General features: G+C 72.2%; 20 protein-coding genes and 1 pseudogene. 12 read left to right on the top strand and 9 right to left on the bottom strand.

Going from position 1 to position 24073, the window contains the following annotated elements; genetic code table 11:
* Positions 1–15 precede the first annotated feature (15 nt).
* The 3 genes from UIS43_RS07065 (at position 16) to UIS43_RS07055 (ending at position 3767) form a co-directional block, all read left to right on the top strand.
* Complete coding sequence (locus tag UIS43_RS07065; protein WP_358169334.1) at positions 16–1869, top strand: protein kinase family protein; 1854 nt, start codon at positions 16–18, stop codon at positions 1867–1869.
* A 286-nt stretch (positions 1870–2155) separates the two neighbouring features.
* Positions 2156–3133: a serine hydrolase gene (locus tag UIS43_RS07060; RefSeq protein ID WP_370012825.1), complete on the top strand. Its 978-nt coding sequence runs from the start codon at positions 2156–2158 to the stop codon at positions 3131–3133.
* Positions 3134–3323: 190 nt separating this feature from the next.
* A complete protein-coding gene (locus tag UIS43_RS07055) occupies positions 3324–3767 on the top strand; it encodes a YchJ family protein (protein ID WP_013153717.1) in 444 nt (147 codons plus the stop codon).
* 189 nt (positions 3768–3956) lie between these two features.
* Here UIS43_RS07055 and UIS43_RS07050 read toward each other — a convergent pair whose 3' ends face one another.
* The gene (locus tag UIS43_RS07050; RefSeq protein WP_041552757.1) at positions 3957–4613 is read right to left on the bottom strand and encodes a hypothetical protein; all 657 of its coding nucleotides are present in this window, start codon (positions 4611–4613) and stop codon (positions 3957–3959) included.
* A 253-nt stretch (positions 4614–4866) separates the two neighbouring features.
* Between UIS43_RS07050 and UIS43_RS07045 the strand changes: the two genes are divergently transcribed.
* The gene (locus UIS43_RS07045) at positions 4867–6516 is read left to right on the top strand and encodes a hypothetical protein (RefSeq protein WP_370012824.1); all 1650 of its coding nucleotides are present in this window, start codon (positions 4867–4869) and stop codon (positions 6514–6516) included.
* A gap of 97 nt (positions 6517–6613) precedes the next feature.
* Complete coding sequence (locus UIS43_RS07040) at positions 6614–8020, top strand: metallophosphoesterase (RefSeq protein ID WP_370012823.1); 1407 nt, start codon at positions 6614–6616, stop codon at positions 8018–8020.
* A gap of 102 nt (positions 8021–8122) precedes the next feature.
* Here the strand turns inward: UIS43_RS07040 and UIS43_RS07035 are convergent, their stop codons facing one another.
* Positions 8123–9265, bottom strand: a complete 1143-nt coding sequence (locus tag UIS43_RS07035) for an epoxide hydrolase family protein (protein WP_370012822.1) — start codon at positions 9263–9265, stop codon at positions 8123–8125.
* A 63-nt stretch (positions 9266–9328) separates the two neighbouring features.
* On the opposite strand from UIS43_RS07035, the pseudogene UIS43_RS07030 reads away from it, so the two are divergent.
* A pseudogene (locus UIS43_RS07030) lies at positions 9329–10292 on the top strand (helix-turn-helix transcriptional regulator).
* Positions 10293–10438: 146 nt separating this feature from the next.
* Here the strand turns inward: UIS43_RS07030 and UIS43_RS07025 are convergent.
* Positions 10439–12565: an N-6 DNA methylase gene (locus tag UIS43_RS07025; RefSeq protein WP_370012821.1), complete on the bottom strand. Its 2127-nt coding sequence runs from the start codon at positions 12563–12565 to the stop codon at positions 10439–10441.
* A gap of 264 nt (positions 12566–12829) precedes the next feature.
* Between UIS43_RS07025 and UIS43_RS07020 the strand changes: the two genes are divergently transcribed.
* Both UIS43_RS07020 and UIS43_RS07015 read left to right on the top strand, forming a co-directional pair.
* Positions 12830–13537, top strand: coding sequence for an MgtC/SapB family protein (locus tag UIS43_RS07020; RefSeq protein ID WP_071622331.1), 708 nt, complete (start codon positions 12830–12832; stop codon positions 13535–13537).
* Between the two features lie 67 nt (positions 13538–13604).
* Positions 13605–14618 carry an SEC-C domain-containing protein gene (locus tag UIS43_RS07015; protein WP_370012820.1) on the top strand — a complete coding sequence of 338 codons (1014 nt, stop codon included), beginning with the start codon at positions 13605–13607 and terminating at the stop codon, positions 14616–14618.
* 639 nt (positions 14619–15257) lie between these two features.
* Here UIS43_RS07015 and UIS43_RS07010 read toward each other — a convergent pair.
* Together UIS43_RS07010 and UIS43_RS07005 are read right to left on the bottom strand one after the other, a co-directional pair.
* Positions 15258–16226, bottom strand: coding sequence for an HNH endonuclease (locus UIS43_RS07010; protein WP_370012819.1), 969 nt, complete (start codon positions 16224–16226; stop codon positions 15258–15260).
* A gap of 566 nt (positions 16227–16792) precedes the next feature.
* Positions 16793–17542: an SDR family NAD(P)-dependent oxidoreductase gene (locus tag UIS43_RS07005; RefSeq protein ID WP_370012818.1), complete on the bottom strand. Its 750-nt coding sequence runs from the start codon at positions 17540–17542 to the stop codon at positions 16793–16795.
* An 84-nt stretch (positions 17543–17626) separates the two neighbouring features.
* Between UIS43_RS07005 and UIS43_RS07000 the strand changes: the two genes are divergently transcribed.
* Positions 17627–18244 carry a TetR/AcrR family transcriptional regulator gene (locus tag UIS43_RS07000; protein ID WP_370012816.1) on the top strand — a complete coding sequence of 206 codons (618 nt, stop codon included), beginning with the start codon at positions 17627–17629 and terminating at the stop codon, positions 18242–18244.
* Positions 18245–18338: 94 nt separating this feature from the next.
* On the opposite strand, the gene UIS43_RS06995 is transcribed toward UIS43_RS07000, so the two are convergent.
* On the bottom strand, positions 18339–18674 hold the full coding sequence (locus tag UIS43_RS06995) for a hypothetical protein (RefSeq protein ID WP_358454493.1): 336 nt from the start codon (positions 18672–18674) through the stop codon (positions 18339–18341).
* A 344-nt stretch (positions 18675–19018) separates the two neighbouring features.
* On the opposite strand from UIS43_RS06995, the gene UIS43_RS06990 reads away from it, so the two are divergent.
* The gene (locus UIS43_RS06990) at positions 19019–20227 is read left to right on the top strand and encodes a PLP-dependent cysteine synthase family protein (protein WP_370012815.1); all 1209 of its coding nucleotides are present in this window, start codon (positions 19019–19021) and stop codon (positions 20225–20227) included.
* A 315-nt stretch (positions 20228–20542) separates the two neighbouring features.
* Here the strand turns inward: UIS43_RS06990 and UIS43_RS06985 are convergent, their stop codons facing one another.
* Both UIS43_RS06985 and UIS43_RS06980 read right to left on the bottom strand, forming a co-directional pair.
* Positions 20543–20920 carry a nuclear transport factor 2 family protein gene (locus UIS43_RS06985; protein WP_358169322.1) on the bottom strand — a complete coding sequence of 126 codons (378 nt, stop codon included), beginning with the start codon at positions 20918–20920 and terminating at the stop codon, positions 20543–20545.
* Entirely contained in the window at positions 20917–21735 is an 819-nt protein-coding gene (locus UIS43_RS06980; RefSeq protein ID WP_370012814.1) for a DUF1684 domain-containing protein, read from the bottom strand. Before UIS43_RS06980 ends, UIS43_RS06985 begins: the two co-directional genes overlap by 4 nt.
* Before the next feature lie 180 nt (positions 21736–21915).
* Between UIS43_RS06980 and UIS43_RS06975 the strand changes: the two genes are divergently transcribed.
* The gene (locus UIS43_RS06975; protein WP_013153690.1) at positions 21916–22464 is read left to right on the top strand and encodes an NUDIX domain-containing protein; all 549 of its coding nucleotides are present in this window, start codon (positions 21916–21918) and stop codon (positions 22462–22464) included.
* The gene (locus tag UIS43_RS06970; RefSeq protein WP_013153689.1) at positions 22461–22715 is read left to right on the top strand and encodes a glutaredoxin domain-containing protein; all 255 of its coding nucleotides are present in this window, start codon (positions 22461–22463) and stop codon (positions 22713–22715) included. The genes UIS43_RS06975 and UIS43_RS06970 overlap by 4 nt, the downstream gene beginning before the upstream one ends.
* Positions 22716–22788: 73 nt before the next feature.
* Here the strand turns inward: UIS43_RS06970 and UIS43_RS06965 are convergent, their stop codons facing one another.
* Positions 22789–24072, bottom strand: a complete 1284-nt coding sequence (locus UIS43_RS06965; RefSeq protein ID WP_013153688.1) for an ArgE/DapE family deacylase — start codon at positions 24070–24072, stop codon at positions 22789–22791.
* Between the last annotated feature and the right edge of the window lies 1 nt (position 24073).

The raw sequence follows: 24073 nt of genomic DNA, 5'->3' as shown, positions 1-24073 counted from the left end.
TCGGAGAGGACCGGGATGCTCCCCCTGCACCCGCACGACCCGCCCGCCATCGGACCCCACCGGCTGCTCGGCAGGCTCGGCTCGGACGACACGGCCCACCGCTACGCGGGCGGGACCGGCGGTCGTGTGTCCGCCATGGTCGTGCTCCTGCGTCCCGGGAGCGCCACCGACCCGTTGTTCCGCGGCGAGTTCGCGCGCCGGGTCGAGGCCCTGCGGAAGCTGAGGAGCCCGTACGTGTGCCGGCTGGTCGGGGCCGACACCCGGGGCGCGGTGCCCTGGGCCGCGTTCGCGCGCCGGGACGAGGAGACCCTCGCCGACCGTGTCGAGCGGAACGGGGGCGGTCTGCTCCCGGAGGAGTTCCCGTCCGTGGCGACGGCGCTCGCCGCCGGTCTGGCCGACCTGCACGAGGCGGGGGTGTCCGTCGGGCCGCTGCGCGCGGAGGACGTCCTGCTCTCCTCCGACGGCGCCAGGCTCGCGGGGGCGTTCTCGGCGGCGCCGTCCGGTGCGGCGGCCGAGGACGTGCGCCACTGGGCGGTCCTGGTGTCCGCCGCCGCGGGGGACGCCGGACCCCCGCTGCGGTTCCGGAAGGTGATCGACGGCTGCCTGCACCCCGATCCGGACCTGCGGCCCACTCCGCGTGAACTCGTGCGGATGCTCGCGGGGACCGGGGCGGGACGGGAGAGCGGGGCGTCCGCCACAGGGCGGCGGCCCCGGAGGCGTGTGCTCGTGCCGTCGGCCGCCGGGGCCCTGGCCGTGGCGGCGGTCGCCGCCACAGCACTCGTGGTGGCACGGGACGGGTCGGCGGACCCCGCGGACGCGCCGGAGCCGGCGGTCGCCGACTGCACCGAGGCGGAGGGGTTCGCCCCCGCCCGGGAACGGGACGCCGACGACCTGGAGATCTTCTCCCACATGGTGTTCTCCCCCGACGGTGACCTGCTGGTGATGCACACCCTCCAGGACGAGATGAGCGTGTGGGACTGGAGGGAGGGCCGGGAGATCGCCCGTCCCAGCACGCCCCTCGACAGGCTGGCGGGCTTCGGTTTCCTGCCCGAGGGATGCGGTATCGCCGCCGTGGTCATGGAAGCGGAACCGCGCCCCGGGAACGAGTACCCGGCGCCGGTGGCGCAGGGGTTCGACCTGGTCTCGGGCACGGTCACCGGATACGGGAACGGGGGATCGGCCGGTGGGGCCCCCTCGGAGCCGCCTCCGACCGTGGACGGGATCGCGGTCTCCCCCGACGGGCTGATCGCCCTCTCCGGGTCGAGTGCCGTCCCGGGTGCGGGCGTGCAGATCGTCGACAGCGCGTCGGGGAGGACCGTGAACACCATCGACAGCGACGGGGGAGACCCCGTCTTCCTCGACGAACGGCGGTTGGCACTGAGGAACTCCGTGGACTCCTCGGACTGGAGCGTCACGGTCTGGGACGTGCGCACGGGCGAACGGCTGCACACGGTCCGTCCGGTGGCGGACGGGGTCTTCGCGCCGGTCCGGGGGACGGACGAGGTCGTCTACGTCCACGGGGGCGAGGTCATCGTGTGGGACGTCGTCGCCGGGCGCCGGGTCGACGCGTTCGACATGGAGGAGGCGGCCGAACTCCAGGAGCCCTGGATCCAGGAGGTCGTCGTGGACCCGTGGCTCGGTCGTGTGTACGTCACGTGGTGGGACTCCGATCCCGAGGACTATGGTGCGGAAGTGGAGGAGTACGGCGGGGCGTGGGACCTGGAGAGCGGGGAGAGCCTCCTCCCGGACGGGTTGGTCCCCTGGTACGTGGCTCCGCACCCGGACGGAGAGGTCGTCGCGGTGAAGACGGAGGAAGCGGGCGTGCGACTCCTCGACCCCGAGACCTGGGAGACCGTCGGGACGCTGTGAGGGGGAGTCGGCGCGGTCCCGGGCCGCGCGGTGCCCACACCCCCTCCCGGGGGCTCAGGGGGAGGAGCGCCCCCACCGCGCAGACCCCGTACCACCCGCCCCGCGCCACCGCTTCGCGGGAGCGGAAGGTCCCGTGTCGCTCACGCGCGGCGGAGCGCGGGCACCGAGAATCGAAGGGCGCCGGTCAGTCGCCCTGTGTGCTCCTACGCGTCCTCAGGGTGTCCGTCGGTCCCGTCCGCGGCCTGCCGCGCCGCCCCGATCCGCCGAACGAGGGAGGGCCCCTTCCATGTCCGCCGACCGCACGCCCGCCGGGTGCCGCCTCCCGGCACGGTCCGCCGCCGTGGTCCTCGCCGCCGCGCTCACCGCCGGGGCGGCCACCGCCGGGGCGGCCGCCGCCGCACCGGGGGCCGCCGCGACGGAAGCCTCCGCGCAGGAGCCGATCTGCGCCTCCGAGTCGCACCCCGACGTCGCGCGACGGCTCGACGAAGGGATCCGCGAGCGGGCGGACGAGCGGGAGGGGACGATCGCCGTGGGGGTCTTCGCGCACGGCGGCGACCTCATCTGCGGACTCGACCCCGACGCGGAGTTCGACGCGGCCAGCGTCGGCAAGGTCGTCGTCCTCGGCGCGCTGCTGCGCACCGCCATGGACGAGGACCGGGAGCTCACGGCCGAGGAGAGGGACCTGGCGACCGCCATGATCACCGTCTCGGACAACGACGCCGCCACGGAGCTGCGCAACAGGGTCGGCGCCGAGCGCATCCAGCGGTTCCTCGACCTGGCGGGCATGGACGCCACGGAACCGGATCCCGAGGGCTACGTCGGGCTGATGGGGACCACCGTCTCCGACCAGCTCACCCTGCTCCGCCTGCTGCGCACCGACAACGACGTGCTCGGCCGGGAGGAGCGCGGGTTCGCGCTCGGCCTCATGGGCGACGTCATCGGGGAACAGCGCTGGGGCGTGCCCTCGGGAGCGCCCGCCGACGCCGAGGTCCACCTCAAGAACGGCTGGCTGCCCCACACCGGCACCGACCTCTGGCGGGTGCACAGCATCGGCGGCTTCCGCGGAACCCCGGTCGGCGACTACGACATCGTCGTCCTGACCGACGACAACGACGGAATGCGGTACGGGGTGGACACCGTCGAGTCCGTGGCGGCCGAGGTGCACTCCGGCCTCACCGGACAGGACGTCCGGAGCGTGACACCGCCGACCGAACGGATGTCGGAGCCCCTGTCCGACGGCTCCGACGGTTCGGGCCGCGCCTGAACGCGGGAGCCGTTTCCCCGCGTGCGGGCTCCGGGGGCGGCCGACCCCGGCCAGGCCCCGGCCCGGCTCCGCGGCCACCCCTGCTCCACAACGGCCCTGGCTCCGCGACCGGCCCGGTTCCGCAGCCACCCCGGCTCCGCGGCCGCCTCGGCTTCGGACCTGTCACCGCCAGCGGGGACGGGACGCCACAATGGAGGGCATGTCGCAGCGCAGACCCCGCCACCGCACGTCCCCGCCCCGGCCCGCGGCCGATCCCGAGGCGCCCTGCCCCTGCGGCGGTCCGGCGGTCTACCGGGACTGCTGCGGCCGCCTGCACAGCGGGCGGGCCACGGCGTCCACCGCCGAACAGCTCATGCGTTCCCGCTACAGCGCCTTCGCGGTCGGCGACCGCGACCACCTCCTGCGGACCTGGCACCCGAGCACCAGGCCGCGACGCCTGGACCTGGACCCCGGCACCGAGTGGGTGCGCCTGGAGATCCTGTCCACCACCGGGGGCACCCCGTTCCACAACGAGGGCACGGTCGCCTTCCGCGCCTCCTACCGCGAGGGCGCCCGCGACGGGGCGCTCGTCGAGAACAGCCGCTTCGTGCGCCACGAGGGCGCCTGGGTCTACCTCGACGCGCTCGCGGAGTGAGGACCCTGAGGACGGCGGGGGCCCGGCGGGCAGGCCTCCGTCCCGGCCGGGTACCCGGTCCCCGATGGCGCGGGCGGGTGCCCGGGCACCCGCCCGCGGGACGGTGAAGCCGCCGGGAGCCCAGCGGGCCCCGTGCGCACGGCGGTCCCGCACACGGCCCCGGAACCCCGGCGACCGCCCGTCCCGAGGTCAGGCGGCCTCGGCCCCGTAGTCGCTCTCCGGCGTCTCGATCCCGTGCATGCCGTCCTGGCTCGCCGTGACGCGGTGCGTGCTGTGGGCGTAGTCGTTCCAGGACTCGCACGTCACACCGGCGTCCTCACCGTGCTCGGCGGTCACCATGTCGGGCATGTCGCACCGCACGTACTCGCCCTGCACCTGCCAGCGCACCAGGTGCTCGACCCGCTCGCGGGTCACCGGCACCGGCGACAGCGTCTGCTCGTACTGGATGAGGACGCCCCCGCTGGTCACCTCCATGTCCCAGGTGAACTCCTCGCCCATGTACACGACGTCGCAGGTCAGGGTGGCTCCGACCTCGGGCTCCAGCTCCGGGCCGGGGCACTCGGCCGTCGCGTCGGGGTCCACGTGGTCGCCCGCCTTGTGCGCCATCTCCATGGCGTTCCAGGCCATGCGCACGTTCATCGGCTCGGAACTCGCGGGCTTCTCCGGCAGGTCCTCGGGGCGGAGCCTGTCGACGCTGTCGGGAACCTCGGCGCGGGTGAACTCGGCCAGGTCCAGCACGACCTTCTCCTCGTCGGCTGCGACCTCCTCGCCCTCACCGCCGCCGCAGGCCGTCACCGCGAGAAGGAGGGCGCCGACCAGGAGGGAGGCGCTGTGGCGCGTACGCATGGAATTCATGAAAATCCGTATCCGGTCCGGGGGAGGGAGCGCGACCGCGGCGGGGTGGGACGGCCACGACAGGGCGGAGTTCACGGTAGCGGTTCCGTGACGGGGGGTCGAAACGGCGTCCGGGCCGCGTGAACGGGCGGCGGTACGCGGCTAACAGCGTGAGGTGCGGGCGAGGTCACGCTCCGTCTCCCCGGCACGATAGGAAGGGAGGGCGCAACCGACCGAACGCACCCACACGGACACGGAGCCCCACATGACTCCCCAACCTCCCGGCCCCCTCGAACAGGGCGAGGTCCTCCAGGACCTCGCCGGGCGACTGGTCGCGGTCGTCCCGGAGGGCTGGCAGCAGCTCACCTACCTGGCCAGGGTGATCGGCGCGTACCGCGCCGACATGCTCGCCGTCCAGGAGGCGGACGGCCGGGTCCGGCAGCTGGAGGTGCCCGGCGGCGTCGGCGGCCTGGTCGACGCGCTCAAGCGGTCCGGGTTCCAGGAGGGTGCGGGCACCTGGCTCTCCATGGTCCTCTCGGTCCACCACACGCACCGGTTCAACGTCGAGTACAACCACGACACCGAGCCCGACCTGCCGCCCGGGACGAGCCCGCTCGTCTACGCCCAGGAACTGGAGCGCTTTCCGCGCGCGCACGACCGGATCCCCGACTGGCTCGGCGCCCGGCTGGAGCAGGCGCGTGAACTGGATCCCGAGCGGATGCGCGAGGAGGTCGGCGCGGCCCTGGTGCGGGCCTGCGAGCGGGAGGGGCTGCGCGCCGACTTCCTGCCGCCGACCCGCCTGCGCGTGTTCGACTTCGGGGGCGCGATCCTCATGGAGGCCGACATGAGGGACACCTTCGACCAGGCGGTCATCGCCGCGGAGGACCAGCGGACCGACCTGGCCGCCCGCTTCGCGGACTTCATGGCCGGTGCCGCGAGGGAGCGGGAGCAGGCCGCCGACGGGTCCTCCGCCGAGGCGTCCTCCACCGGTACGCGGGACGCGGACCCGGTCGGCGCCCCCTCCCCGCCGGACCCCGACGACACGGTGGCCGTCTCCCTGGCGGCGGCCTTCGCCGAGGCCGGGGTGGGCGCCGCCTTCCAGGGCGCCGACACGCTCGTCGTGACGCTGCCCGACGGCAACCACGCCAGCGCCGACATCAGCGGACTGCGCGCCGCACTGAGCGAGGCCACCCCCGAGCAGATCGCGCACAACACCGCCCAGTTCGCGCGCACGTCCGTCGAACAGCTGAGCCAGGCCACCGGACAGGGCGGCGGTGACACGGACGGGCGGCTCCGGGTGCGCCTGTACCCCGCCTCCGCCTTCCCCGAGGGCGTGCTGGACTCCCTCCTGACCCGCGAGATCGCCCCCGGGTTGTGGCAGACCGTGGTCGTGGACGCCTCCGACTCGCTGCGGCCGCTGCCCCGCCAGGTGCACGAGCGCTCCGGCCGCCCCGACGGCGAGGTCTTCGCCGAGGCGGTGGCCGCCTCCGTGGCCGAGACCGTCGAGGTCAGCGAGCACGAGGTCGACGGGGCGCACATCGTGCACATCGGCGGCCAGCACCCCTACGTGGCGGCGCACGCGCACGACCTGGACCGCCACCTCGGCGACCTGCCGCACGGCGCGCTCGTGGCCTTCCCCGTTCCCGAGGTGCTCCTGGCCCACCCCCTGGGGAAGGGCCACCCGATCGCCGCCCTGGACCACATGCAGCAGGTCGCCGAGCGGTTCACCGCCGACGGCGACAAGCCCGTCAGCGCCCAGCTCTACTGGTGGCACCCCGGTTCGCGCTCGCGCGATCAGGGCACGCCGCCCGACCTGCGTCCCGTGGGGGCCAGGATCGACCACGAGAACAGGTCGGTGGAGCTGCTGACCTCCGACGAGGAGTTCGGGCCCATGCTCGACTCCCTGGTCGGGTAGCTGGCCGGGTAGACCGGGGGAGCCGTCGCGTGGGCGGCTCCCCGCCGCCCCTTCGCGCCCGCGGCACCGGTTCGCCGTCAGAAAGGACAGGTCCCTCATGCCCGACGCTTCGTCCCGCGCTCCGCGGCCCCGCCCGGTGCCGCCCCGGTCCCCGCGGGACCGCTCGGCCGCGTCCGGCCCGGTCCGGCCCCGTTCCGTCGCCTTCCGCGCGCTCGCGGCCCTCGGCGGCGCGGTCCTCACGGTCGGGCTGTGCGCCTGCGCCCCCGAGGCCCCGCCCGAGCGGCCCGTCGACCGTGTCCTCCTCTCACCCACCGCCGACCCCAGCACCTCCCAGACCGTGACCTGGCGCGCCTACGGTGCGCGGGAGGCCTTCCTGGAGATCGGTCCCGAGGACGAATCCGCGGAGCCCACCCGGGTCCGGGGGCGGGCCACCGGAGGGGAGGAGCCCGGTTCCACCTTCACGGCCACGGCCACCGGCCTGGAACCGGACACCGCCTACCGCTACCGGATCGGTACGGGCGGGGAAGGCGGCGAAGTCGCCGGAGGCGGGGGCGGCGAGGACGGCGACACGGGCGGAGCGGTGAGCGACTGGCGCACCTTCACCACCGCCGCCGAGGGGGCCCAACCCTTCAGCTTCCTGTACTTCGGCGACATCCAGAACGACATCACCGACGAGGCCGCCCCCGTCGTCAGGGCCGGGCTGGAGGCCGCGCCCGACGCCGAGCTGGCCGTGCACTCCGGCGACCTGATCGACTCGGCCGACAGCGGCTCGGAGTGGGACGAGTGGTTCGACGCCTTCGGCCCGGCCGCCGGGAGCATGAACCACGTGGCCACGCCCGGCAACCACGAGTACGACGACGGGCTGAGCGAACACTGGGTTCCGCAGTTCCGCGGCGCGGACAACGGCCCCGAGCGGGGCGCGGACCTGGCCGAGACGGTCTACCACACCGACTACCAGGGCGTGCGGTTCGTGGTGCTCAACTCCAACTACCGCGAGGTGCCCTCGGACGGGGCCGAGCGGTGGCTGGACACGCAGCGGCGGTGGCTGGAGCGGGTGCTGGCCGACAACCCCCACGAGTGGACCGTGGTCACCTTCCACCACCCGGTCTTCTCCGCCGACCCCGACCGCGACAACGAACCGCTGCGCGAGGCGTGGCTGCCGGTGCTGGAGGAGTACGACGTGGACCTGGTCCTCCAGGGACACGACCACTCCTACACCCGAGGCAACATGGCCGAGCACCGGACCGGCGACCCCGGCACGCACACCGGCCCGGTCTACGTGGTCGCGGTGACCGGCCCCAAGACCTACGACGCTGCCGAGGACAACTGGACCGACCACGGAGCCGAGGTGCGCGTGCAGCGCACCGACACCCAGACCTTCCAGACGGTCTCGGTGGACGGCGACACCCTGGAGTACCGGTCCCGGACCGCCGACGGCCGGGTCGTGGACTCCTTCACCATCGTCCGGGACGGGGACGGCAAGCGCGTCACCGACGGCTCCTGAGGCACCGTCCCCGTCGTACGCGCCTCCGGGACGGCCGTTGTTCCCCCGCCACGGCCTCGGGTCTTGAGCGGGCCTTCGCGGCCCGCGGATCCTGACACGGAGTCAGGAAACGCCGTGGAAGAAGGCACGGATGTCGTCCGCGAGCAGCTCCGTCGCCTCCATCGCGGGGAAGTGACCGCCCTCGGTGAACTCGCTCCAGTGACCGATCGCCTTCCACGGGTCCACCGCGCGGCGCATGAGCGGGTGGGTGTCGAACACGGCCCATCCGGACGGCACGTCGGAGGCCGTGACCAAGTCGATTCCGGAGTGCGCGGACTCGTAGTAGGACTGCGCGCTCGACGCGCCGCTGCGGGTGAACCAGTACAGGCTGATGTTCGTGAGGAGCTGGTCGCGGTCGACCGTCTCGTCCGGCGTCCGGTAGGCGCCATCGGCCCTGGTCTTGAACTTCTCGGCGATCCACGCGAGCTGACCGACCGGCGAGTCGGTGAGCGCCGCGCCGATCGTGTCGGGGCGGTGGTCCTGCATCGCCAGGTACCCGCGCTCAGCCGCGGCCTCGGCGCGCACCGCCTCGATCTGGGCGGTCTCGTCATCGGACAGACCGTCGGGGTAGGGGAACTTGTCGCCGAGCAACCCGAGCCACCGCGGGTCGCCGCCGATGTGCGTGCCGATGACGCGCTCCGGGTGGAGCGCCGCGAGGCGGCCGGTGGTGCCCGCACCGATGTCGGTGCCGTGGGCCGCGAACCTCTCGTAGCCCAGACGCGTCATGATCTCGGCGTAGGCCTCCGTCGTCCGCGCCAGCTCCCAGCCGGTCCCCGACAGCGGGGTGGAGAACCCGAAACCGGGCAGCGACGGGACGACCACGTGGAACTCATCGGTCAGCAGCGGGATGAGCCGCTGGTACTCGACGAACGAGCCCGGCCAGCCGTGGTTCAGGATCAGCGGGACGGCCTCCGGGTTCGTCGATCGCACGTGGACGACGTGGAAGGTCTGGCCGTCGACGGCCGTCGTGAACTGTCCGTACTCGTTGAGCCCCTCCTCCTGCGCACGCCAGTCGAACCCGTCGCGCCAGTACTCGGCGAGCTCCTTCAGGTACACCAGCGGGATGCCGCGGCTGAAGTCGGTGCGATCGTCTCGGCCCGGCACCGGGACCGGCCAGCGCGTGTGCGCCAGCCGGTCGCGCAGGTCGTCGATGTCGGCCTGCGGGATGGCGATGCGAAACGGTGTGAGTGCGTTGTCCTCGTTCATGGCACCGACGTTTCCAGGCAATGCGGCAGGGGGGCTTCCGCGATCGCCGCAATGATGGGGAACATGTTGGAGACCTCCGCCCGCCTGCTCGAACTGCTGTCATTGCTCCAGCTCAAGCGCGACTGGACGGGCTCAGAGCTCGCCGGCCGGCTCGGTGTGAGCACGAGGACCGTGCGCGCCGACATCGGCAGGCTGCGCTCGCTCGGCTACCCCGTGGCCGCGCGTCCCGGTGTCGCGGGCGGGTACCGGCTGGCCGCCGGGACGGCGATGCCCCCGCTGCTGCTCGACGACGACGAGGCCGTCGCCGTCGCGGTCGGACTGGGTGTGGTCGCGACCCGGAGGCTCGGCGTCGAGGAGACATCGCTCACCGCGCTCGCGAAGCTGGAGCAGGTGCTGCCCTCGCGCCTGCGTCGGCGCGTCGAGGCGGTACGCGAGGCGACGAGCGTCGTTCCGGGGAACGAACCACCGCTCGACCCCTCGGTCCTCGGCGCGGTCGCCGCCGCGGTCCGCGGCGGCGAACGGCTCCGGTTCGGATACACCAAGCCCGGGGGGGAGCGAAGGGGCCCGCCACACCGAACCGCGACGGCTGGTGAGCTGGGGGCCGCTCTGGTACCTGCTCGCGTGGGATCTGGACCGTGACGACTGGCGGATCTTCCGTGTCGACCGCATGGTTGCGCACGCACCGACGGGTGCGCGGTTCCAGCCGCGCGCGATCCCGGGGGACGATGCCGTCGGGTACGTCGTCGGACGCGTCAGCAAGGCGGCCTGGAAGTACCGCGCCCGGGTACTCGTGCACGCCCCCGCCGCCAGGGTCGCCGCGAAGATCCCCGTCCCGGTCGATATCGAGGTGGTCGACGAGACCACGTGCCGTGTCGAACTGGGTTCGGACGGCCCGGACCGGCTCGCGCTGTGGATGACACAGCTCGACGTCGACGTCGAGGTGATCGACGGAGACGAGCTCGCGGCGGCGTTCGACCGCCTCGCGGCGAGGTTGCGCCGCGCGGCGGGCGGCGCGTCCACCACGTGAATCCCGCCCGTCGGCCCGGTGCGGGGCCCGACCGCGCGCCCCGCTTGCCCGTGTCCGCCCGTGTCGGACCGATGGAACCCGGGCGGTTCCCGGGATCCGCTGCGACGTCCCTGCCCGAAGGAGCGGGCCGGTGCCGCCCGCGGCTGCTAGGAAGAGGTCTCCCACCGCCCGGCGACCAGGTCGACGGCCTGGTCGGCCAGCTCCTCGCCCCATCCCTGGAACTCCAGCAGGGCCTCCCGGAACCGCGCCGCCCTCCGGAAGAGCTCCCCGTACCGCCTCTGCTCCTCCACCGGCAGCACCGGGAGCCGCATCCGGGACGGGTCGATCCTCAGACGGCCCCGCATGCTGCTGCTCAACCGGGTGATGTTCCGGCTCTCCCCGGAGCTGGTGACGAACCCCGCCAGGAACCACGGGTCCACCGCGCCCGGGTTCGTGCGCACCACGTACAGGCCGCCGCCGGGGTAGGCGCCCGCGTCGTCCCCGGTCGCCACCCGCGCGGCGGGCCTCGGCGCGACCGCGGGGATGAGGACGTCGCCCTCCTGGATCGGGGGGTTGCGCATCGGGTCGGCGTCCACCTCCTCCGTGCGCGAGGCTCCCGCCCCGCGGGCCACGTCCTCACCGGTGACCACCCTGGCGCTGGTGCGCGGGCCCGCCTCCTCCGCCGAACACCGGGGGAGGGGCCGCCGGATCGTCACCGACCCGGCCCGGGCCAGCTCGCCGAGCGTGACCACTCCGACCGCCTCACCGCCGGGCTCGGCCTGCGGCGCCTCGGGCAGGAGCGTGCGCAGCGTACGCAGCGCGCCCTCCAGGCGCGTGCGCCGCTCGGCGAACAGGTCCAGGTCGCCCGCCGCGGCGCGCGGAACCGGAAGGCGCGCGCGGGGGGTCAGGTCGACGTCCTCGTCCAGCAGGTCGGCCACCTCCAGCGTCCGCGCCACACCCGGGTGCTCGTCGAAGTCCTCCGGGTCGGCCAGGTACTCCCGCCAGAGCCGGTCGATCCGGCCGAGGACCTCGCCCGGCGGGCAGGTCTGCCCGGGCTCGTGCGGGGCGGTGTCCACGAGCAGCACGGGAGCGGGGACCGCGTCCCGCTCCGGTCGGCGCAGCACCCACAGCTGGAGGGGAACGGCGTAGTGGGCCGCGAACCCGGGCGGGAGCGAGACCACCGCGCGGAAGGCGCCCGCGCGCAGCAGCGACCGGCGGATGCGCCGACCCGAGGGGCGCTGGGCGGCGCCCGGGGGCATCAGCACGACCGCCGAGCCGCCCGGCCGGACCAGGGACAGGCAGTGCTGGACCCAGGCCAGGTCGGACTCCAGGCGCGGGGGGACCCCGTACGTCCACCGGGGGTCCTCCGCGAGCTCCTCGACGCCCCAGTTGCGCTCGCCGAAGGGCGGGGCGCACACGACCGCGTCGGCGCCGTCCGCGCCGTCCGGTGCGTCCGGGGCGAACGCGGGCAGGCGCAGCGCGTCGGACACCCGCAGGTCCGCCTCCCCGGTCAGGGCCCCGGCGAAGGCCAGGCGCAGGGCGGCCAGCCACACCGAGGCCGCGTCCCGGTCCTGTCCCAGCAGGGCGCGCTGTCCACCGCGCGCGGCGGCGAGCAGCAGCCCGCCCCGCCCGCAGGCGGGGTCGGCCACGGTGTCCTCGGGGCCGGATCCGGCGTTCGCGATTCCGGCCAGAACCACCATGAGGTCGGCCAGCTCGGGCGGGACCGTGTGCGAACCGGAGGGGGAGCGCTGGTCCAGGCGGCTGAGCAGGCGTTCGAAGGCCGTCCGCGGATCGCTCTCCCGCACGGCGCGCACCGCCGCGTCGGCCAGCGGCGCCAGTCGGGCGTCCGGAACGGGTTCGGGGCGGTGCTCGGCCAGAGCGGCCAGACCCGCGCCTTCGAGGAGGCCCTCGAAGTCCCGCCACGCGCGCCCCGCCAGCGCGGATCCGTCCTGCTTCCCGGGTTCACCGGCGCTGTGTCCCCCGGTGCCGGGGTCGCGGCTCAGGTGCCACAGCAGCACCCCGGCCCGGACGAGCGCCGCGTCGACGGGGACGGAGCCGCGCAGGGAGTCCAGCGCCTGCCACAGGCGCTGGTCGGGGTCGATGCTCGGGGCCCGGCGGTGGGTGGACAGCCACTCCTCCACCTGCCCCAGGTCGAACCGGGGGCTGCGGTCGGTGCCCCCCACCGGTCTGGGGAAGTCGTCGTGGCGGCGCCGCCAGTTGCTCACGGCCGTCGGCTTCACGCCCGCGATCCTGGCGATGTCGGCCGAGCTCACCTCCACCTCACCGGAGCCCATGGCTTCCCCCACCCGTTCGGGACGACAGCAGACCGGTCACGACTATACACACGCGTCGCGTGAAAACCCTGTTCGCGAGCTTCTGGACTGGGAGATCGCGGTGGTTGGGCGGATTCACAGCAAAACGGGTGTACGCGGGGGAGGACCGGGTAGCCGTGTCCAGTATCCGGTGGGACGGGTGCGATGTCGCGAACGTATCGGCGTTCCGGCACCGCGGGCCCCTTCGAAGCGGACCGGACGGGCGACCTGTGGAGGAGCGGGCGGATGCTGGAATGGTGGGAGGCCGCGCTCCGGCTCGGCTGCGCGTTCGGACTGGGCGCGCTGGTCGGCGTCGAACGCCAGTGGCGGGCGCGCATGGCGGGCCTTCGCACCAACGCGCTCGTCGCCGTGGGGTCGGCGCTGTTCGTCCTGCTGGCCGCCTACTCCGTCGACGAGGTCAGCCCCACGCGTATCGCCGCCCAGGTGGTGTCGGGCATCGGCTTCCTCGGCGCGGGCGTCATCCTGCGCGACGGCATCAACATCCGCGGCATCAACACGGCCGCGACGATCTGGTGCGCCGCCGCCGTGGGCGTCCTGGCCGGAAGCGGCGTCTACCTGGTCGCGGCGATGGGCGCGGTGGCGGTCGTGGCCGCCAACGTCCTGCTGCGCCCGGTGGCCCGGCGGCTGCAGAAGAGTTCGCCCGTCAACTCCAAGGACGACGAGACCGTTTACCGGATCCGGATCGTGTGCACGAACGCCCAGGACCCCCACGTACGGGCCCTGCTGCTCCAGGCGCTGTCCGAAACCGAGTTCACACTGCGCTCCCTGGACTGCCGCCACCTGGAGGAGGACGAGGAGCTGGTGTCCGTGTACGCCGACATCTTCGCCGGTGGACACCAGGACGAAGCCGTGGAGCAGCTGGTCAGGAGGCTCAGCCTGGAGCCGGAGGTCTCGTCCGTGCGCTGGCAGCAGCTGGACGAGGACGCCGAGTGAGCGCCTCGGCCTCCCGGTTGCGGTGAACGGGCCGCCCGCCGTTGCGGCTGCTCCTAGCCTGGTGGACATGAACGAGCACGCCTCCTCCACCGCCACGGCCGGTGATGACACGCCCCTGACGGCCGCGCTCCGGGAACTGGACCTGCCCAGCCGACTCCTGGACGACCTGGCCGCCCACCCCGACGACACCGGCGGGGTCCTCATGGACTCCGCCGCGGAACTGCGACGTGCGGGACGTGCCACCCGGGCCCGCCGCCTGCTGGAGACCGTGCGCGAGCACCCTCCCACCCCGGAGGACGGCCAGTACGCCTCCGTCGAGCTGGCGGACCTCCTGCGGAAGGGCCAGGACCCTCGGGACACGGCCGAGGCGGAGCGGATCACCTCCGAGCTGCTGCGCCCCGGCCGCCTGGGCCAGGGGCCCGCCGACCTGCTCGGTGAGTACATGCGGGAGCTGGAGCGCTGGGACGAGGCGCTGCTCTGCTTCAACATCGCCGCCCGGCACCTGCTCGCCGAGCCGCCGGAGGAACTCGCGGAGGAGGACGACCTCTCCCTGTCCCCGCTCGTCAACCGCCTGCTGGCGCGGATGAAGCTGGGCCTGCCGCGCGACGGCCACGACGAGGTGGCCCTGGTCGTGGCCCAGCGGCAGGCGGAGGACGCGCTGGAACTGCCCTACGAGGAGGACCGGCTGGAGAAGGGCGACCCGGTCCGTGAGGTGGAGGCTCTCTACTCCCGTGCGGCCTTCGACGGGGCCCGCGAGCGGGGGCTGCTCAGCGGGGAGACCGCCGAGCACGGCGCCGACGCCTACTACCGCGCCGCCGAACGGAGCCTGCGCGAGCGCGACCGCGAACACCCCGGGGCGCGGCGGGGCGTGGTGCTGCACGGGGTGGAGGACATCGTCGAGTTCGCCGAACGCTCCGGCCTGGACCCGGCGGACGACGACACCGCCCTGATCTGGGCGGAGCGGGAGCTCACCGCGGACGACCCGAGGCTGCGCTCGTGGCCGCCCGGCCGCAACGAGCCCTGCTGGTGCGCTTCGGGGCGCAAGTACAAGAAGTGCTGCGGGTCACCCTCGAACCGCTGATCGCATCGGGACCCGGCCCCGCTGAGAAGAGGAGAATGTCGCGTCTTCGCTCTCCGAAGGTGGTCTCTTCCAGTTCTCCCCGTATGCGCCCACGACATGAACGTCCCCGATGGCACGTGAGTGTGGCACCGACGATCATCGACATGAGGCGGAGTCAGAATGCCCCTGCCCCGAAACTTCTGGGTGCCCTTCACTGGTTCCTTCGGTTCTCGAAAAGCGAACGGGATGGCGGCCTTCTCCTGACACCGGGACGGAGCGCGAAAAACCGGTTACCGTGATGGGGAAAATCCCAACGGTCCAATGGTGCGCCCCCGGAACCGATGCGGGGGAGGGGATGGCGGAGAATCCCGATGGCATGGTGAACAATGCCTCCATCAGCCTGGGGCAGATCCTCAAGTTGGTGCGGTTCGGGAACTTGTGCGAGAAAATATCGTTCCATCTCGTCGACATGGTGCGCACGGAGACCGAAGCGGCGCCGGAGGAATGCCAGGGATGCCTCGCCGCCACCTTTCCTCCCGCCGGACCAGAGCTCTATAAGAAGTCCGAAAAGAGTGCGAGCAGCAGAGGTGGGCCGTCCTCGCGGAAGAGCCGGATAACGGCAGGGAAAAGGCCTGAGGGCGTCCCCGCTGTGATCAGGGATCACCCTGCCTTGAAGACCTTGCCCAGGTGCCACTCCAGAGCGCCCGGGGACGGGCGGTCGGCCTTGTTCCGGGGGACGGCCACCGGTTTGCCCTCCAGGGCGGTGTACTCCCCGGCCTCGGGGAAGTCCTGGTGCAGGCGGGGGCTGAGCCGGACCTCCAAACTCGGTGACACCGACAGGTAGCCCTCGTCGAAGAGCCTGTGCACGTCAGCGCGCAGCAGCATGCCGTTGTCGAGCCGGTGCAGGCCGCCCGAGGCCACCGGGTGGATGTGCGCGGCGTCCAAGGTCGGCCGCGCATCGACCCCTGTGATCGCGCACCGGCCCTCGTAGGCGTCCAGCAACGCCAGTTTGAACGCTTCCTGTCCCATGCGGCGACGGGTGGGCCGGGCCTCGCCGAACATCGGGCCGTGGCGTTCCCAGGTGGCCGCCACGGCGTGCTCGTCCTCGGCGAGGGCCGCCACGGGTTTCCGGCCGAGTACACGCTTGACGATGGGAGCGAAGTAGTCGGCGTGCTCGGGGTCGGTGACGTCCTCGTAACTCCTGCCCTGAACGAGGCTGTAGGCCCAGCCAGGGGGAGGACCGAAGGTCTCCTCCTCGGGAAAGAACACCGGGTCGCGCAGCATGACGCAGCCGATGAGCGGGTCCTCTCCGGGGCCGATGCGGGGAATCCTGTTCTTCGCGCGGTACCCGTTGATCGCCTCGCGCAGCTCGGCGAGGTTCTTCCTTCCGTTGCCCTCCGCGAAGGCCGCCCAGGCCTCGGACAGCGGGGCGAGAACGAACCCGCTGAAGGCGGCGCCGCCCACGACCCGGTCGTGCGGTTTCTTGGTCTTGAACAGGAACGGGTCTCCGGGCGAGAGCGTTCGGAAGCTCTTCCCCGAGGGGCGCCAGAAGTTGATCTCATCCAGGTGGGGGCGCTGAGCGAGGAAGTCGGCCCAGGCCTTGTCAGTGATGCCGACAAATGCCTTCATGTCCGACATTGTGAAGTACGTATTCACCAGTGTTCGTCTGTGACCCAAGAGTCCACAGGCGTCGGCGAAGCCGTGCTGACGAAGAACCTGGTGGGAAGGGGCGCGTTCACGTGTGTCCACATCCGGCCAAGATGGCAGATCTGAGAAATTCGCCGCGGATAGGAGGGGTCGGGGCTGAGTTGACGGGCCGCTCCGGTCCCGCATGCGGCGTCTTCCCCACGGTCAAAAGACCGGACGGCCGGTGGCGGTGGCACGGCGCCGACTTGGCCCTGGACAAGGCCTACATCTCCAGGGCCAACAGGTAACCCCTACGCACCACACGCGCCCGGTGCACCATCATTGCCGGGTGCGAGGACCAAGAAGCCGACCCCTGAAACCTTCAAACGGCTGGCGGTAGACCACCCGACTTCGATCGGGAGGTCTACCGCCGACGTGACAGGGTCGAGCGGTTGACGGACCGCTGTAAGCGGTACCGGGCTTTGGTCACGTGTGACGACAAGCTCGCTACGACTTGTGCCTGGGGAGTCGTAGGCCGGTGCGAGTCGTCACCGCGCCACACAGCGCTGTCAGATCTGGTTCGCTCCGCCGTCGACGTACAGATTGGCGCCCAGGAGGAAGCTGCTGTCCGGGGAGGCGAGGAAGGCCACGGCGGCGGCGACCTCCTCGGGGCGGCCCATCCGACCGATCGGCACGTCGGCGACCAGCCCCTCCCGGAAGGCCGCGGCGTTCTGCTCGCCGGCGAGTTCGGTGATGCCGGAGGTGTCGATCGGTCCCGGTGAGATCGCGTTGACCCGGATTCCCCGGTCCTTCAGTTCGTTGGCCCAGGTCCGCGCGAAGGAGCGGATCGCGGCCTTGGAGGCCGCGTACGCGCCGAAGGCCGCTGTGCCGCGGTCGACGGTGGTGGAGGCGTTCAGGATCACCGAGGCGCCGTCGTTGAGCAGCGGCAGCGCCTTCTGCACGGTGCGGAGCGTGCCCTTGACGTTGACGTCGAAGATGCGGTCGTACTCCTCCTCGGCGGTCTGTTCCAGCGTCGCGAACGAGGCGGCGGCCGCGTTGGCGAACAGCACGTCCAGGCCCTGACCGCGCTCGCGCACCATGGCGTACAACCGGTCCAGGTCGGTCGGGTCGGTGATGTCGCCCGGCACCGCGGTGACCGCGGAGCCGATGACCTCGGCGGCTTCGTCCAGTTCGGCCCTGCGCCGCCCGGTGATGAACACGTGCGCGCCCTCGGCCGCCAGTCGCGCGGCCGTGGCCCGGCCGATTCCCCGCGTGCCTCCACCGGTGACGACGGCGGTCTTGTCCTTCAGTCTCTGCATGATCTGGCCTCCACAGAATTCTGTTCCGATCGGAACAGAATGAGGCTACATCACTTCCAGCCCGATCGGTACAGAAATGGTAGGATGCCGGATGTGGAGGGCATCAAGAGAGCGCCGGTGGGCCGGCCGAGGGGATTCGACGCCGAAGAGGCCCTGGAACGGGCCATGGCGATGTTCTGGGAGCACGGCTACGCCGGCGTCAGTCTGACCGACCTGACCCGCACCATGGGCATCACGAAGACGAGCATGTACGCGGCTTTCGGCAACAAGGAGGAGCTGTTCCGCAAGGCCCTGGAACGCTACGCCGAGGGACCGGCCTCCTACGGCACCCGGGCGCTGGAGGAGCCGACCGCCCGGGGGGTGGCCACGGCCTACCTCAACGGCTCGATCGCGGTGTCCACCCGGCCGGACTGCCCCGCCGGATGTCTGGGTGTCCAGGGCTTCCTGGCCACCAGCCACCTCGGGCCGCCCGCCCGCGACACCCTGAGCGCCTGGCGCGTCGAGAACCTCTCACGCCTTCGCGACCGGTTCCGGCGGGCCGTCGACGAAGGCGACCTGCCCCCGAACGCCGATCCGGAAGTGCTCGCCCGCTACCTCATGACCATGGCGAACGGCATCTCCGTCCAAGCCATCAGCGGCGCCGACCGGGACGAACTCCAGCGGATGGCCGACGCCGCCCTGCGGACCTGGCCACCCCTCTGACCCCTTGCTGGCCCCTTCTTCTTCCCGACTGAACTGACCGGACGGGGCAGGACGGGCGGTCGCCGGTGACCGGCGGTCACGGGCACCTCTTCCCTCAGCTGTCGCAGCTCTGGCAGCGGCGTGTGGCGACCCGCTCGGTGTTGCCGTGCGTCGCCCGGGCGGGGGAGCCCTCGCTGAGGCGGCGCCACAGCTGCGGCTCGGGCTCGGGGATCCAGCCCCAGAGCGGTGCCTTGATCTCGGAGTCGGACTGGTGCAGGCAGCCCGGGCGGTGGGCCACGCCGCGAGGCGAGATGAGGATGGTGCCCCCGGGGAAGTGCGCGTCGCCCAGGGAGGAACCACCGTTCTGGACGCGGGGGTTTCGGGCCTCGCGCACGAGCGAGCACGCACAGCCGCCACCGATGGGGAGTTCACAGAAGTCACAGCGTTCCATGGCCCCGATCATGCACGGGCCCGGTGACGAACGGGCTCCGCGGTGCTTGCCGGACCGACACCGCGCAGCTGTTGTGCCAGTTCGGGTGGGGTGTGGCCGTTTCCGGCCATGCTCTACTCGGCTTCCCGTCGGCGGTGGACGGACACGATCGTCGCTCCTCCGGACGGGAGGGCCGCGGCCTGCGCTGCCGTGTGGCGGCCCTCCCGGATTGCTCGAAGTGGAGGAGCCGAAACCGCGCCCGAAGCCGGGGACCAAGACTGGGAAACAGGACGGAATCGGAAGCCTGAGCAGCGATTTCTTCTCCGTGCCGGTCCCCGTGACCGGCGCGCGGGTAGCTCCGGCTCATGACCACGACACAGAGCCAGCAGGACACCGCCGCCGTCACCACGCGCATCGTCGACCACTACGACGGCCGCAAACGGGCCTGGGTGAAGGAGGCGGTCCGGCTGCTGCACGCCGACGCCACGCGCTCGGCGGACACGCACGTCTTCCAGTTCCCGCTCCTCGTGGAGTGGGGCATCGACCTCTACGTCAAGGACGAGTCCGTCCACCCCTCCGGCAGCCTGAAGCACCGCATGGCCCGCGCGCTGTTCCTGCACGCGCTGTGCACCGGGTGGATCGAACCCGGCACGCACGTGTTCGAGGCCTCCAGCGGTTCCACGGCGGTCTCCGAGGCCTACTTCGCCAAGCTCCTGGGGCTGGAGTTCACGGCCGTGGTGCCCGAGAGCACCAGCCGGGAGAAGGTGGAGCTCATCAGGTCCTACGGGGGAGAGGTCAGGAACCCCGGACCCGACGGTGACATCGAGAAGGAGGCCGCCCGTCTGGCCGCGGAGTCCCCCAAGGGCCACTTCATGGACCAGTTCACCTACGCCGAGCGGGCCTACGACTACCGCGACGACCACAACGTGGCGGCGACGATCTTCCGGCAGATCGCCGAGGAGCGCCACCCCGATCCCAAGTGGATCGTGGTGGGAGCGGGCACCGGGGGCACGAGCGCGACCATCGGCCGCCACATCCGCTTCAGCCGCCGCGACACCCGGGTGTGCGTGGTCGACCCGCAGAACTCGGCGTTCTTCCCGAACTGGACGGTCAACGAGGGCCGCCCCAAGAGCCAGTGGCCCAGGGACCCCTCGGCCTGGATCAAGGGAAAGCCCTCCCACATCGAGGGGATCGGGCGTCCGACGGTGGAGCCCTCGTTCCTGCCCGCGGTCGTGGACCGGATGGTCTCGGTGCCCGACGCCGCCTCGATCGCGGCCATGCGCCTGCTCCTCTCCCGGCTGCGCCACCGTGCGGGGCCCTCGACGGGGACCGACCTGTGGGGCGCGCTGCGGATCGTCGCCGAGATGCTCTCCGACGGGGAGAAGGGCAGCGTCGTCATGCTCATGTGCGACCAGGGCGAGCGGTACATGCACAACTACTACGACGACACGTGGGTCGAGAAGGAGCTCAAGCTCGACCTGAAGCCGTACACCAAGGTGCTGGAGGACTTCCTCTCGACCGGTCGCTGGAAGGAGCCCGCGGCCCCTGGCGTTCCCGAGGCGAGGAGGGCCTGAGGACGGCCGCCGTGTCCGGTGCTGGCGCGAGCACTCGACCTCAGTCGAAGTCGAGGTTCTACGGTGTCGGCCGCCGGTGACAAGTCGTTTGCGACGTCTGGGAGGCGGGCCGTGATCGTCACCATCGCAAGGGTTGCCGACCCCGATCGGTTCCCGGAGGTCTTCGCCCCCACCGGTGCGGGTGAGCCCCGCGCACGCGGGGATGGTTCCACCCGGTTGCCGCCCTCAGTGACGACGGTGAACGAATGCGCCCCCCAACGCCGCGCCGCGAGCTGTGCGCCGCGACGTTGAGGGGGCGTGTGCCGACCGCTGCCGTCAGCCGTCCTGGCCGCCGACGGGGACGAAGTTGGCGTACTCCTCGATACGCCTGATCCGCCCGGCCTCGTCGAAGCCGAAGTAGACCGCGGCGTGGACCTCGCCGTGCGTTCCGCTGGTGGTGGCGACGTGGATCACGTGCTGCTGGAGGACCTCACCCGGCTGGGAGAGCTGGCGCAGGACGTCGTAGCGCATCGACTCGATGGTGGCCATCAGCCCTTCCATCCCGGCGATGTTCTCCTCGATGGACTGCTCGCCCTTGCCGTCGTTGTGCCAGACGGTGGCTGTCTCGGCGCACAGGCCCCGGGCGCTCTTCCAGTCGCGGTCCTCCAGCGCGCGGAGGTAGCTGACAGCCTTGTCCTTCAGTTCCCGGCTCATGCGGGCCTTCCCTTCGTGCTGGTGGCGGCGTGGACCAGGGCGCGCTCGCCGGCCTCGATGCGCATCGGCAGGTGGTTGCCGGGCGGTGAGAGCGGACAGACGAACACGTCCGGATTCAGGTGGTGGTACGAGAGCGTCGCCTTGTTGAAGTCGACCGTCAGGGTGCTGCCGGGCTCCAGCAGCGGCAGCATCAGCCAGCGGCCGATCGTCGGCGTCGAATCGCCGTTGGTCTCGTCGGTGAAGATCATCAGCCGTTGATCGGGGAAGTCCTGGAGGACGGCCAGGACGTGTTCGGTGCCGTCGATGGTCACGACCAGGTCGACGGGGGCCAGGATGGCTTCGGTGCTGCGCGGGCTGGTCAGCCGCGGCACCTCGATCCGGCGTCCTTCGGGAGCTGCCCGGTACTGGCCCGTGAGGACCCAGGCGGGGTCGTGGGGAAAGGTGTCGATGCCGGTGAGTCCGGTGCGCTCGACGCGGCCCTGGTCCATGACGACCAGGCCGTAGGAGCCGTCCGCGCCGCTGGCGAAGCCGACGCGGTCGTCGGGGAACCGCAGGGAGCTGCCGGAGGGGACGGGGACCGTTCCGTCGACCGGGCTGTCAGCAATCCGCACGCCGTCGGCGGCCTCGGCCGTCACGGTCAGGGCTCCTGCCGCGGTGGTGCGCCATCGGCCGGGGACCCCGGGGATCGTGTGGGGACCCGGGTCGGTGATCCTGGCGGTGACGACGACCTTGGCCTTGCCGTCGGCTCCGGCGATCTCCTCCCACCGGCTCCGGCGCCAGGCTTCGTGTTCTGCGGGCATCTTCGGTGTGGTCATGGCGTCACCGTAGACCCACCATGCCCCTGGGGCACAGCTTATTGCGTATTACGCAATAAGGTGCCCCGGTCCGCTGCCCGCCGCGCAATAACGTGCCGGGCTCCGTCCCTGCGAGCCGGGCATCTCTGGGTGTCGCCGCGAACGGGCCCGGCGCTGGCGCCTCTGCGCCAGGATGGGCGCATGGTCAAACAGAGGTTCGACAACCACGGCGGCCCGGCCGCGCCGTCGTTGAGCGCGCACGTACTCCTCCTCGACGGCGGCAGGGTGCTGATGGTGCGTCGTGCCCCCGGCAACGCCTACGCCCCGGGGATGTGGCACGCCAGCGTGGCCGGGAAGGTCGACGCGGGGGAGGACGTCGTCGCCGCGGCGGTGCGTGAGTGCGAGGAGGAGCTCGGCGTTCGGGTCCGCCCCTCGGAGCTGGAGTTCGCGCACGTGGTCCACAGCCACGAGGACGCCGGCTGGGTGCACTTCTTCTTCGTGTGCGGGAGCTGGGACGGCGCCGTCACCAACCGCGAACCCCGCAAGCACGCCGAACTCGCGTGGTTCCCCGCCCACCAGCTCCCCCGGGACACGGTCGGCTACTGCGCACAGGCCGTCGCGCACTTCCTGCTCGGCGACCCCTTCTCCCAGCACCGGACCCCCACGCCCTTCCCCGCCCGGCACCCGGACCGGGCGGGCAGGACCGTCGGGCACACTGGCGTGGTGACCACCCCAGGGGAGGACGAGTGAACGAGGCCGCGATCCGCGTCTACGGGGCCGACTGGTGCCGGGACTGCCGACGCACCAAGAAGCAGCTGACCGAGCTGGCGGTGCCCTTCGAGTACGTCGACGTCGAGCACGACCCGGCGGCCACGGAACGGGCCCGGGAGATCTCGGGGCGCACGAACATCCCTGTGGTCGTCTACCCGGACGGGTCCCACCACGTCGAACCGGACGACGCGCGGGTCGAGGCCAAGCTCCGCGAGCTGTCGCTGATCTGACGGCGGTGCCGCCCGCGCACGTGCGCGCATCGTGTGCGCCCCGGTCCGCCTCCGGCCCTGTCCGCGCCCGGCGTCAGGCGGCCTCCTCCAGCCCGCACCACTGCGCGATGAACAGGGCGATGGACTTGGTGATCCGCCGCACGGACTCCACGTCCACGCGCTCGTCGTACCCGTGGATGGCCTCCGAGACCGGCCCGTAGACCAGCGCGGGGATCCCCTGGTACAGGGCGTACACGCGGCCGTCGAGGTAGCCGGGGGTGGTGAAGGTCCGCAGTTCGTCCTTGAAGACGGTCCGGTGGGCCTGGCGCAGCACGTTCTCGGCCTCCGTGCCCTCGGGCAGGACGTAGCCCTCGGCGTAGAAGCCGGTCCGCTCGCCCACGGCCTCGATGGGGTTGCCCGCGTCGTCGGTGGTGGTCTCCCGCAGCACCCCCTGGATCTGCTCCCAGGCGTCGTCGGCGCTCACCCCCGGGTAGATCGCCGCCCGGACCTGGAGCTCGCACCAGGCGGGGACGCTCGACGGCCAGTCGCCGCCGCTGATGCCGCCGAGGTTGAAGTTGATGGGGTGGTCCAGGTCCTCGAAGTGGGGGTGGCTGCCCCTCTCGTCGTTCCAGCGCTGTTCGAGGACGCGCAGCCGCCCCATCACGTGGTGCGCCGCGTCGATCGCGTTGAACCCCGACGCCATCTCCCTGGGGTGCGTGGGGTGCCCCGCGACCCGCACGGTGAACCAGATGACGCCGACGTTGGCGCGGACCAGCATGTCCTCCTCGGGCTCGGGGATCAGGACGGCGTCGGCGGTGTACCCGCGCTGGACCGTCGCCAGCGCGCCGTTGCCGGTGCACTCCTCCTCCGCCACGGACTGGAAGTGGATGCGCCCGGCGGGGGCGAACCCGGCCGCGCGCACGGCGTCGTAAGCGAACAGGTTGGCCGCCAGCCCCGCCTTCATGTCGCCGCTGCCCCGGCCGTGCAGCCAGCCGTCGATGACGGGGGCGTCCCACGGGGAGCGGGACCACTCCCCGAGGGGGCCCTCGGGGACCACGTCGATGTGGCCGTTGAGGATCAGCGAGCGGCCCCCGCCCTGAGCCGGGGTGTAGGTGCCCACCACGTTCTCCACGCCCTCGTAGGAGACCGTGATCTTCCCGGCGCCGGGGTGGGCGGAGATCTCCTCCGGGTCGAGTTCCCACCGGTCCACGGCCAGCCCCCGCCGCTCCATGGCCTCGTGCATCAGATCTTGCGCCGAGGACTCCCGGGTGCGCAGGGAGGGGTGGCGCACGAGTTCCCGGGTGAAGTCCAGCTGGGCGTCGAAGGCGTCGTCGACCGCCGCCTCGATGCGCGCGACGACGTCGGGTGTGAGGTTCATG

Source organism: Nocardiopsis sp. LDBS0036, assembly GCF_041228755.1.
Classification (GTDB): Bacteria; Actinomycetota; Actinomycetes; order Streptosporangiales; family Streptosporangiaceae; genus Nocardiopsis; species Nocardiopsis dassonvillei.
Note: the sequence above shows the minus strand (reverse complement) of the source record. Positions and strands in the feature narration are given on the sequence as shown.

Coding starts and splice junctions, on each gene's coding strand:
- UIS43_RS07065 (WP_358169334.1), top strand. CDS start 16: ATGCTCCCCCTGCACCCGCACGACCCGCCCGCCATCGGACCCCACCGG.
- UIS43_RS07060 (WP_370012825.1), top strand. CDS start 2,156: ATGTCCGCCGACCGCACGCCCGCCGGGTGCCGCCTCCCGGCACGGTCC.
- UIS43_RS07055 (WP_013153717.1), top strand. CDS start 3,324: ATGGAGGGCATGTCGCAGCGCAGACCCCGCCACCGCACGTCCCCGCCC.
- UIS43_RS07050 (WP_041552757.1), bottom strand. CDS start 4,613: ATGCGTACGCGCCACAGCGCCTCCCTCCTGGTCGGCGCCCTCCTTCTC.
- UIS43_RS07045 (WP_370012824.1), top strand. CDS start 4,867: ATGACTCCCCAACCTCCCGGCCCCCTCGAACAGGGCGAGGTCCTCCAG.
- UIS43_RS07040 (WP_370012823.1), top strand. CDS start 6,614: ATGCCCGACGCTTCGTCCCGCGCTCCGCGGCCCCGCCCGGTGCCGCCC.
- UIS43_RS07035 (WP_370012822.1), bottom strand. CDS start 9,265: ATGAACGAGGACAACGCACTCACACCGTTTCGCATCGCCATCCCGCAG.
- UIS43_RS07025 (WP_370012821.1), bottom strand. CDS start 12,565: ATGGGCTCCGGTGAGGTGGAGGTGAGCTCGGCCGACATCGCCAGGATC.
- UIS43_RS07020 (WP_071622331.1), top strand. CDS start 12,830: ATGCTGGAATGGTGGGAGGCCGCGCTCCGGCTCGGCTGCGCGTTCGGA.
- UIS43_RS07015 (WP_370012820.1), top strand. CDS start 13,605: ATGAACGAGCACGCCTCCTCCACCGCCACGGCCGGTGATGACACGCCC.
- UIS43_RS07010 (WP_370012819.1), bottom strand. CDS start 16,226: ATGAAGGCATTTGTCGGCATCACTGACAAGGCCTGGGCCGACTTCCTC.
- UIS43_RS07005 (WP_370012818.1), bottom strand. CDS start 17,542: ATGCAGAGACTGAAGGACAAGACCGCCGTCGTCACCGGTGGAGGCACG.
- UIS43_RS07000 (WP_370012816.1), top strand. CDS start 17,627: ATGCCGGATGTGGAGGGCATCAAGAGAGCGCCGGTGGGCCGGCCGAGG.
- UIS43_RS06995 (WP_358454493.1), bottom strand. CDS start 18,674: ATGGAACGCTGTGACTTCTGTGAACTCCCCATCGGTGGCGGCTGTGCG.
- UIS43_RS06990 (WP_370012815.1), top strand. CDS start 19,019: ATGACCACGACACAGAGCCAGCAGGACACCGCCGCCGTCACCACGCGC.
- UIS43_RS06985 (WP_358169322.1), bottom strand. CDS start 20,920: ATGAGCCGGGAACTGAAGGACAAGGCTGTCAGCTACCTCCGCGCGCTG.
- UIS43_RS06980 (WP_370012814.1), bottom strand. CDS start 21,735: ATGACCACACCGAAGATGCCCGCAGAACACGAAGCCTGGCGCCGGAGC.
- UIS43_RS06975 (WP_013153690.1), top strand. CDS start 21,916: ATGGTCAAACAGAGGTTCGACAACCACGGCGGCCCGGCCGCGCCGTCG.
- UIS43_RS06965 (WP_013153688.1), bottom strand. CDS start 24,072: ATGAACCTCACACCCGACGTCGTCGCGCGCATCGAGGCGGCGGTCGAC.